The sequence below is a fragment of the Streptomyces sp. NPDC014995 genome (assembly GCF_043080745.1).
Classification (GTDB): Bacteria; Actinomycetota; Actinomycetes; order Streptomycetales; family Streptomycetaceae; genus Streptomyces.
Map to the genome: position 1 here is coordinate 1 of NZ_JBIBVX010000041.1, position 9,990 is coordinate 9,990.

Consider the following 9,990-nt stretch of genomic DNA (forward strand, 5'->3'; position numbering starts at 1 on the left):
TTTTTAAGTCCGCTCGACTTGCATGTATTAGGCACGCCGCCAGCGTTCGTCCTGAGCCAGGATCAAACTCTCCGATAAAGAGTAAGATTAGCTCATTGCTAAACTCTAGCTTTTGTTACTTGTTTTGTTTCTATAACGAAAGTTATAAAAACGATTATTGTTGACGTTTGTTTGTTCAGTTTTCAAAGAGCAATTTAATGTTGCTGTTAGGAGCAACTTTTATATAATAACACAGCATTTCACCGTGGTCAACTTCTACGAACAAACTTTTTTAAAAAAAGAAAGAATGTTTTTTTCGAATTAGCGACATCTACTAATATACCATTCGCATTCGTGGAAGTCAACTTCTTTTTAGAGGTTTCTACTAGTTGAAATGTTTTTCTATTCTACATAATAAACTCTCTTACAGCAATAGATAGTTCAACGTTAATAATTCCGATAAAAAAGAACAAGAACCAATATGGTTTTTGTTCTTTTAATTTAATATCATTTTTCCCCTGCGATCATTTAGTTCCTGCATTATTGCTTCTTTCTTTGAATTCCATAAATCTAAAGCATCATCTTCATTCATGTATTTACTAAAAGTTTTTAAAGCTTCCGGTTTCATCATCCAGTCTGTTAAAAATTCTACTCTTTTGATTTTACGTTTTGGTATATGACTGTTAACAAAATCTTGAATGGCATCATCTGAAGGATTTATCTCAATAATGTTTTTATCTATCTCATTCTTTAATTTGTACGTGATAAACCCTATTGGATTTTCTATTTTATGATCATCTCTAATTGACTCCATCACTTGAATTACATTTCTTTTCCCATAATTCAACCAACTTTGTATAGTTTTATTCGGAACTTTAACTCCTAAATCACTCGCCAAACTTTTAATATCTTTAATATCGTCTTTAGAAACAACAAAAAGATCATTTTCAAGTTCTTCTGTATCTAACACTGCATTTTGACTGGAATGAGATATCGGAATAGGTAAAGGTTGAATAATAGAATCTTTGGTTTTTATAAAGAATTTAATTTCTTTAACTGCCCTTCCTTGTTTTATCTCTTGAAATTCAAATGTGATATCTGATTTTTTATTTATCTGTTTTTGAGAAGGGAGTATTACACGCTGTTTAAAGTTTCCGTAAGCAGGATATATACTTGTTGCGCCCAACTTATGTCTTAGGTCCTCCATAGTGAGGGTTCTTTCTTGTAGACGTTCATATTGCTTAAGCAGTTCATATATCCTTATAGAATAATGCCCCTTTAGTTTACTTACGTTTTTTAAATGATACGATGTAAATTCCTTTTTCAACTCTAATAAATAAGGGGTAAGAAACTTATGTAGTGTAAGCTCGATTGTCCCCTTTTTATAGTTATAATCAGCTTGGGATAACCATTGAACTTGTACTAATCTTTCTTCGAATCTTATTTCATAAATTTTAGCTAACATATTCCTCGTAATTTCTTCTAGTTCCTTATACCTTGTATTACTGTTTCCGCCAATCAATTTTATGAAATCTTTGATTGTGAAAGTGTAAGATTGAAATTCCTTATCATTTGGTTGAACTAAACTAATAAGGGTTAAGATGATTTTTTGTTCTATCTCGTTTAATTTATATGCTGCTTCAATAAGCTGATTTGATTTCGTAATTAAGTTGTCTGCACTTATCTTGGATCCCATATTAAAACTCCTTTTTATTGATCATTCTAAAATATAACAAAAAACACAAATGAGAGTCTACTTGTGTTATATTTCAGAAAATTTAAAACACACACTCGATAAACGAAGTTTTTATTTTTTTAAAATATTCTTAATTACCAAAATAATAAAAAAACAAGTTTTTACAAATCTCTCTTGTTTTGATTGTTTTATCAATTATTTGTTTTAATTGTTTTAATTGTTTTAATTGTTTTAGGAGGTAAAAAACCCTTATGTATCAAGGGTTTGAGGGACCTAACTATAACAAAAACTGAGTGAACTATAACAAAAACTGAGTGAACTATAACAAAAACTGAGTGAACTATAACAAAAACTGAGTCACAACTATAACAAAAACTGAGTGAACTATAACAAAAACTGAGTGAACTATAACAAAAACTGAGTGAACTATAACACCTAATTTTTAGGTGTTATAGTTCACTTTTTTAGAGGATTTTCAATTAATTTCCTAGAAAGTATAAAAAAAGAAAGAAAAGAAGAAAGGAAGAAAGGAAGAAAAGAACGTTGGAAGAAGGAGGGATCATTTTTGGCGATTACAATTACTATGGGGATACAAAAAGGTGGTTGTGGAAAATCAACTACTGCAGGCATACTATCATATTTACTAAGTAGAGATGGTTATAAGGTGTTGGCAATCGATCTGGATTCTCAAGGGAACTTAACAGAACTATTATCTAATCAACCTTCCAATGAATTCATTGGAAAATCAGTACTAGAAGCTATGCAGAAACAAGATGTAAAAAAGTATATTCTACCTATAGAGAAAAATTTAGATTTGTTGCCTGCTACAAATTTTTTAGCTACATTCCCCAGGTGGATATATACCGGAAAGACTTATAAAGGCGATACAATTCCTTTTAAAGGAACTCCTAGTTTAATTCTAGATAAAAGTTTAGATGGAATCAGAAATGAGTATGATTTCATTATTATTGATACGCCACCTTCTTTATCAGAACAAACAACTAATGCCCTATGTGCTAGTGAGTATGTAGTGGTATTATTCGAGTGCTCTAACTGGTGCTATTCAGCAATACCTAACTTTATGGAGTCTGTCACAAGTGCTAAAAATCATGGTAATAGAAATACTGAAGTAATAGGGATTCTAAGAACATTGAATGACTTAAGAAGAAGTGATGCTAAGGCCTTTAATGAAATGATCACAGAGGATTACCCTGATGAAGTTTTTAAAACGGTTATTACTAGAAGAGCTCCTATTGGTCGTTTAGCCTTATATGGGTTTAATAAAAACTCAGAATTAAAGCAGGCTTTACTACAATATGAAGAATTTTATAAGGAGTTGATTAAACGTGTCCAAAGTAAACGATATAAAAAATATGAAACGTCTTCAGAAACAGATTACTCCTTCCCAGGCTCTCGCTGAAGAGATTAGTGAGGAAAAAGCTTCTACACTACAACTGATAAGAAAACGAGTCTCATTCGATTTACGAACAGACTTACATAAAGAGTTAAAAATGCAATCTTTATTACAAGAAAAAAACATCTATATATTAATTGAAGAAGCATTAGAGGACTATTTAAATAATATCGGTAAATAATTTGATGCATCCAAACTTGGGTACGTAAAATTATTTTTAATAGTAGTTAACATAATGCGTCTTATCCCAAGCAGCACCCCAAACAAAAGACGGAATCCGGCCATATTCGGGCAAATTCTGTCTTTTTCCCTTCGGGAAATAATCAAAAATGAAGACTATAATTCAAAAACACTATCTCTTTATTTCTTCTATTTCCTCCTGGATCCTATTCCATTATCTATTTGACATTCCAAACATTTTTGAAGCATGGACAATGCTTATAATGCTGTATGGAGTATCTATATGTCTATTTTCTTTGCTTATCTATCCTTTTAAAAAAAGAGCATAAGGAAACCTGATATCACCTTCTGATAAAAGGTGATGAATAGTCGGTGCCTATTAGGTTTCAAGGAGTTTAAATTGATATCACTTTTTGGCTCGGGAGATATAGTGTAGATATACCGTAATATCTCTAGAGATATAGTTGTATTCCAAAATTTTCATTGGATTTTTCCTGTCTTTGCACAAACAACGCTAAAAGATTTTTTTCTTTTAGCGTTGTTTCGAGTTGTGATATGGATACATTAGAACGATATATTTGCGCTTTATTGTCCAATTCTTTTCATCCTTTTTAAAAAGAAATATCTAATATCAGTTTTAAAATATAAAAAACGAATAGAATTTCCATTGTCGAACGTCTTTAGGCTTTTATATTCGATCTATAATACTGTCCTTTTTCTAAAAACGAACTTAACTAAGGGAAGTACCTAAAATCAGCTAAAATAGCCCCTGAAACGTTCTAAATCTGAATTCACTTTAAGCTTACCCATCGGTTGATGTTAACTTTAAAAAGACAATTAAATACTAAACAACCTATCCTAGTGTATCGTTAATAAAAGTTTTTTGTATTGCTTCTTCTAGTTCGAATTGTTCCATCCTGGATTTTGCATATCTTTTAGTAACATTTATATCTTTATGTCCAGCAAGTTTCGAGACAACTTCTAAGCCTATTCCTTTATCTATAAGCTTTTGACAAAAAGTATGTCTTAATTTATGCGGATGAACATTATACTTTTTCAACATATATTGAATCGATCTTTCTGTTAATCGTTCATTAGATTTTGAAGTAAATAAAGCATCCTCACTATAAAAAGAGTCACAGTATTTAAGAAGATATTTCTTAGCTTCTTCCGATAATGGAATATACCTTTCTTCACCAGTTAACCCATTTCTAACGGTTAATTGCCTTTTTCTAATATCAATATTCGACTTATTTAGAGAACATAATTCCGAAACTCTAATACCTGTATGAAGTAATAAGTAAACAATAGCTATATTTCTTTCGTGACCATCATTTTTCACTTCTTGAAGTAATTGATTGTATTCATAAGGAGTTAGTATTTCCAATTCTCCCTTTTTTTCTATAGGCATAACTTTAATATCTAAAGTTATTTCTGGACGTTTCAAGAACTTAGCAAACGTTCTAATAGAGCCAAGTATTTTATCGATAGTTATTGGACTTTTGCGCTGTTGCTCTAAAAAAGAGAGATAATCTTGAACATCTTTTTGAGATATATTCTCTAAATAAGTAGGATATTTGTAGAGCCAGTCTTGAAATTTTTTCATTTCACGTTGATAAGTAGTGACTGTATTAACAGATTTCCCTTCTGTTTCAAGCCAGTCTGCAAATTGACTAATAACATTAGATTTTTGCACTTTATCACCCCTAAATCCAGACTTGGTACTTACTTAATATCTTAATTCATAAGAGGAAAGAAGTAAACTTCCACGATAAAATCAAAAAAAAGGATAGTAGTCTAATGACTACTATCCTTTTCGGTGCCTGGCGACGTCCTACTCTCACAGGGGGAGAGCCCCCAACTACCATCGGCGCTGAGAAGCTTAACTTCCGTGTTCGGTATGGGAACGGGTGTGACCTTCTCGCTATCGCCACCAGACTATTATGTTTTTATGAGTTGTTCTCTCAAAACTAAATCCTATAGGAAGAAAAACACAAGAACCAAGTAATCTTTTTAGTTAAGTCCTCGATCTATTAGTATTTGTCAGCTCCACGTGTCACCACGCTTCCACCTCAAACCTATCAACCTGATCATCTTTCAGGGATCTTACTAGCTTACGCTATGGGAAATCTCATCTCGAGGGGGGCTTCATGCTTAGATGCTTTCAGCACTTATCCCTTCCGCACATAGCTACCCAGCTATGCCTTTGGCAAGACAACTGGTACACCAGCGGTGCGTCCATCCCGGTCCTCTCGTACTAAGGACAGCTCCTCTCAAATTTCCTACGCCCACGACGGATAGGGACCGAACTGTCTCACGACGTTCTGAACCCAGCTCGCGTACCGCTTTAATGGGCGAACAGCCCAACCCTTGGGACCGACTACAGCCCCAGGATGCGATGAGCCGACATCGAGGTGCCAAACCTCCCCGTCGATGTGGACTCTTGGGGGAGATAAGCCTGTTATCCCCGGGGTAGCTTTTATCCGTTGAGCGATGGCCCTTCCATGCGGAACCACCGGATCACTAAGCCCGACTTTCGTCCCTGCTCGACTTGTAGGTCTCGCAGTCAAGCTCCCTTGTGCCTTTACACTCTACGAATGATTTCCAACCATTCTGAGGGAACCTTTGGGCGCCTCCGTTACTTTTTAGGAGGCGACCGCCCCAGTCAAACTGCCCACCTGACACTGTCTCCCACCCCGATAAGGGGTGCGGGTTAGAATGTCAATACAGCCAGGGTAGTATCCCACCAATGCCTCCACCGAAGCTGGCGCTCCGGCTTCCAAGGCTCCTACCTATCCTGTACAAGCTGTACCAAAATTCAATATCAGGCTACAGTAAAGCTCCACGGGGTCTTTCCGTCCTGTCGCGGGTAACCTGCATCTTCACAGGTACTATAATTTCACCGAGTCTCTCGTTGAGACAGTGCCCAGATCGTTACACCTTTCGTGCGGGTCGGAACTTACCCGACAAGGAATTTCGCTACCTTAGGACCGTTATAGTTACGGCCGCCGTTTACTGGGGCTTCAATTCAGAGCTTCGCGCGAACGCTAACCCCTCCTCTTAACCTTCCAGCACCGGGCAGGTGTCAGCCCCTATACTTCGCCTTACGGCTTCGCAGAGACCTGTGTTTTTGCTAAACAGTCGCCTGGGCCTATTCACTGCGGCTCTCTCGGGCTTGCACCCAAAAGAGCACCCCTTCTCCCGAAGTTACGGGGTCATTTTGCCGAGTTCCTTAACGAGAGTTCTCTCGCTCACCTTAGGATTCTCTCCTCGCCTACCTGTGTCGGTTTGCGGTACGGGCACCTTGAATCTCGCTAGAGGCTTTTCTTGGCAGTGTGGAATCAGGAACTTCGGTACTATATTTCCCTCGCCGTCACAGCTCCGCCTTCACGGTAATGGGATTTGCCTCATTACCAGCCTAACTGCTTGGACGTGCTAATCCAACAGCACGCTTACCCTATCCTCCTGCGTCCCCCCATCGCTCAAACGATTCATAAGGTGGTACAGGAATATCAACCTGTTGTCCATCGCCTACGCTCTTCAGCCTCGGCTTAGGTCCCGACTAACCCTGAGTGGACGAGCCTTCCTCAGGAAACCTTAGGCATTCGGTGGATGAGATTCTCACTCATCTTTCGCTACTCATACCGGCATTCTCACTTCTAAGCGCTCCACCAGTCCTTACGGTCTAGCTTCAACGCCCTTAGAACGCTCTCCTACCACTGACATCATAGATGTCAATCCACAGCTTCGGTGATACGTTTAGCCCCGGTACATTTTCGGCGCAGAGTCACTCGACCAGTGAGCTATTACGCACTCTTTAAATGGTGGCTGCTTCTAAGCCAACATCCTGGTTGTCTAAGCAACTCCACATCCTTTTCCACTTAACGTATACTTTGGGACCTTAGCTGGTGGTCTGGGCTGTTTCCCTCTTGACTACGGATCTTATCACTCGCAGTCTGACTCCCAAGGATAAGTATTTGGCATTCGGAGTTTGTCTGAATTCGGTAACCCGATGGGGGCCCCTAGTCCAAACAGTGCTCTACCTCCAATACTCTTACCTTGAGGCTAGCCCTAAAGCTATTTCGGAGAGAACCAGCTATCTCCAAGTTCGATTGGAATTTCTCCGCTACCCACACCTCATCCCCGCACTTTTCAACGTGCGTGGGTTCGGGCCTCCATCCAGTGTTACCTGGACTTCACCCTGGACATGGGTAGATCACCTGGTTTCGGGTCTACGACCACATACTCTATCGCCCTATTCAGACTCGCTTTCGCTGCGGCTCCGTCTCTTCAACTTAACCTTGCATGTAATCGTAACTCGCCGGTTCATTCTACAAAAGGCACGCTATCACCCATTAATGGGCTCTAACTACTTGTAGGCACACGGTTTCAGGATCTATTTCACTCCCCTTCCGGGGTGCTTTTCACCTTTCCCTCACGGTACTGGTTCACTATCGGTCACTAGGGAGTATTTAGCCTTGGGAGATGGTCCTCCCTGCTTCCGACGGGATTTCTCGTGTCCCGCCGTACTCAGGATCCACTCAGGAGGGAACGAAGTTTCGACTACAGGGTTTTTACCTTCTGTGACTGGCCTTTCCAGACCTATTCATCTACCCCGTTCCTTTGTAACTCCATGTAGAGTGTCCTACAACCCCAAGAGGCAAGCCTCTTGGTTTGGGCTAATCCCGTTTCGCTCGCCGCTACTAAGGGAATCGCGTTTGCTTTCTCTTCCTCCGGGTACTTAGATGTTTCAGTTCCCCGGGTCTGCCTTCAGTTACTCTATGTATTCAAGTAACGATACTATCCCATTACGGATAGTGGGTTTCCCCATTCGGAAATCTCCGGATCAAAGCTTACTTACAGCTCCCCGAAGCATATCGGTGTTAGTCCCGTCCTTCATCGGCTCCTAGTGCCAAGGCATCCACCGTGCGCCCTTTCTAACTTAACTTGATTTGGCTAAAGATGTTACTCTTTACCCTAATTCTTCTATTTACATAGAGAATCTAAGATGGCGATTACTCGGTTTTATCTTGGTTTTTCTTCTATATGATTTAGTTTTCAAAGAACAATTTTATATCATGAGGAATTGCTCCCTCAAAACTGAACAACAAACTATCAACAATCTATGAATGGAATAAATCCATTTTTCCTTAGAAAGGAGGTGATCCAGCCGCACCTTCCGATACGGCTACCTTGTTACGACTTCACCCCAATCATCTATCCCACCTTAGGCGGCTGGCTCCCAGAAGGGTTACCCCACCGACTTCGGGTGTTACAAACTCTCGTGGTGTGACGGGCGGTGTGTACAAGGCCCGGGAACGTATTCACCGCGGCATGCTGATCCGCGATTACTAGCGATTCCAGCTTCATGTAGGCGAGTTGCAGCCTACAATCCGAACTGAGAATGGTTTTATGGGATTGGCTCGACCTCGCGGTTTTGCTGCCCTTTGTACCATCCATTGTAGCACGTGTGTAGCCCAGGTCATAAGGGGCATGATGATTTGACGTCATCCCCACCTTCCTCCGGTTTGTCACCGGCAGTCACCTTAGAGTGCCCAACTAAATGCTGGCAACTAAGATCAAGGGTTGCGCTCGTTGCGGGACTTAACCCAACATCTCACGACACGAGCTGACGACAACCATGCACCACCTGTCATCCTGTCCCCCGAAGGGGAACGTCCTATCTCTAGGATTGTCAGGAGATGTCAAGACCTGGTAAGGTTCTTCGCGTTGCTTCGAATTAAACCACATGCTCCACCGCTTGTGCGGGCCCCCGTCAATTCCTTTGAGTTTCAGCCTTGCGGCCGTACTCCCCAGGCGGAGTGCTTAATGCGTTTGCTGCAGCACTAAAGGGCGGAAACCCTCTAACACTTAGCACTCATCGTTTACGGCGTGGACTACCAGGGTATCTAATCCTGTTTGCTCCCCACGCTTTCGCGCCTCAGCGTCAGTTACAGACCAAAGAGTCGCCTTCGCCACTGGTGTTCCTCCACATCTCTACGCATTTCACCGCTACACGTGGAATTCCACTCTTCTCTTCTGCACTCAAGTCCCCCAGTTTCCAATGACCCTCCACGGTTGAGCCGTGGGCTTTCACATCAGACTTAAAGGACCGCCTGCGCGCGCTTTACGCCCAATAATTCCGGACAACGCTTGCCACCTACGTATTACCGCGGCTGCTGGCACGTAGTTAGCCGTGGCTTTCTGGTTAGGTACCGTCAAGGTACGAGCAGTTACTCTCGTACTTGTTCTTCCCTAACAACAGAGTTTTACGATCCGAAAACCTTCATCACTCACGCGGCGTTGCTCCGTCAGACTTTCGTCCATTGCGGAAGATTCCCTACTGCTGCCTCCCGTAGGAGTCTGGGCCGTGTCTCAGTCCCAGTGTGGCCGATCACCCTCTCAGGTCGGCTACGCATCGTCGCCTTGGTGAGCCGTTACCTCACCAACTAGCTAATGCGCCGCGGGCCCATCTGTAAGTGACAGCGTAAACCGTCTTTCAGCTTTCCTACATGAGTAGGAAAGGATTATCCGGTATTAGCTCCGGTTTCCCGAAGTTATCCCAGTCTTACAGGCAGGTTGCCCACGTGTTACTCACCCGTCCGCCGCTAACTTAAAAAGCAAGCTTTTTAAGTCCGCTCGACTTGCATGTATTAGGCACGCCGCCAGCGTTCGTCCTGAGCCAGGATCAAACTCTCCGATAAAGAGTAAGATTAGCTCA

At 41.0% G+C, this 9,990-nt stretch carries 3 protein-coding genes and 4 rRNA genes; 1 reads left to right on the top strand and 6 read right to left on the bottom strand.

Going from position 1 to position 9,990, the window contains the following annotated elements; all coding sequences use genetic code 11:
* Both ACF1A1_RS39090 and ACF1A1_RS39095 read right to left on the bottom strand, forming a co-directional pair.
* Positions 1-78, bottom strand: a 16S ribosomal RNA gene (locus ACF1A1_RS39090); the annotation flags it as partial.
* 397 nt (positions 79-475) lie between these two features.
* Entirely contained in the window at positions 476-1,675 is a 1,200-nt protein-coding gene (locus tag ACF1A1_RS39095) for a replication initiation protein (RefSeq protein WP_160555784.1), read from the bottom strand.
* Positions 1,676-2,240: 565 nt separating this feature from the next.
* Here ACF1A1_RS39095 and ACF1A1_RS39100 point away from each other — a divergent pair.
* Positions 2,241-3,095 carry a ParA family protein gene (locus ACF1A1_RS39100; RefSeq protein WP_160555785.1) on the top strand — a complete coding sequence of 285 codons (855 nt, stop codon included), beginning with the start codon at positions 2,241-2,243 and terminating at the stop codon, positions 3,093-3,095.
* Positions 3,096-4,122: 1,027 nt separating this feature from the next.
* Here ACF1A1_RS39100 and ACF1A1_RS39105 read toward each other — a convergent pair.
* The 4 genes from ACF1A1_RS39105 to ACF1A1_RS39120 all read right to left on the bottom strand — a co-directional run bounded on the left by ACF1A1_RS39105 (position 4,123) and on the right by ACF1A1_RS39120 (position 9,973).
* Complete coding sequence (locus ACF1A1_RS39105) at positions 4,123-4,965, bottom strand: tyrosine-type recombinase/integrase (protein WP_202389403.1); 843 nt, start codon at positions 4,963-4,965, stop codon at positions 4,123-4,125.
* 125 nt (positions 4,966-5,090) lie between these two features.
* Positions 5,091-5,207, bottom strand: a 5S ribosomal RNA gene (gene rrf / locus ACF1A1_RS39110).
* A 75-nt stretch (positions 5,208-5,282) separates the two neighbouring features.
* Positions 5,283-8,217: ribosomal RNA gene (locus ACF1A1_RS39115) — 23S ribosomal RNA — on the bottom strand.
* A gap of 206 nt (positions 8,218-8,423) precedes the next feature.
* Positions 8,424-9,973 (bottom strand): 16S ribosomal RNA (locus tag ACF1A1_RS39120).
* Between the last annotated feature and the right edge of the window lie 17 nt (positions 9,974-9,990).

Excerpts from the sequence above, each read along its gene's own strand:
- ACF1A1_RS39095 (WP_160555784.1), bottom strand. The coding sequence starts at position 1,675 with ATGGGATCCAAGATAAGTGCAGACAACTTAATTACGAAATCAAATCAG.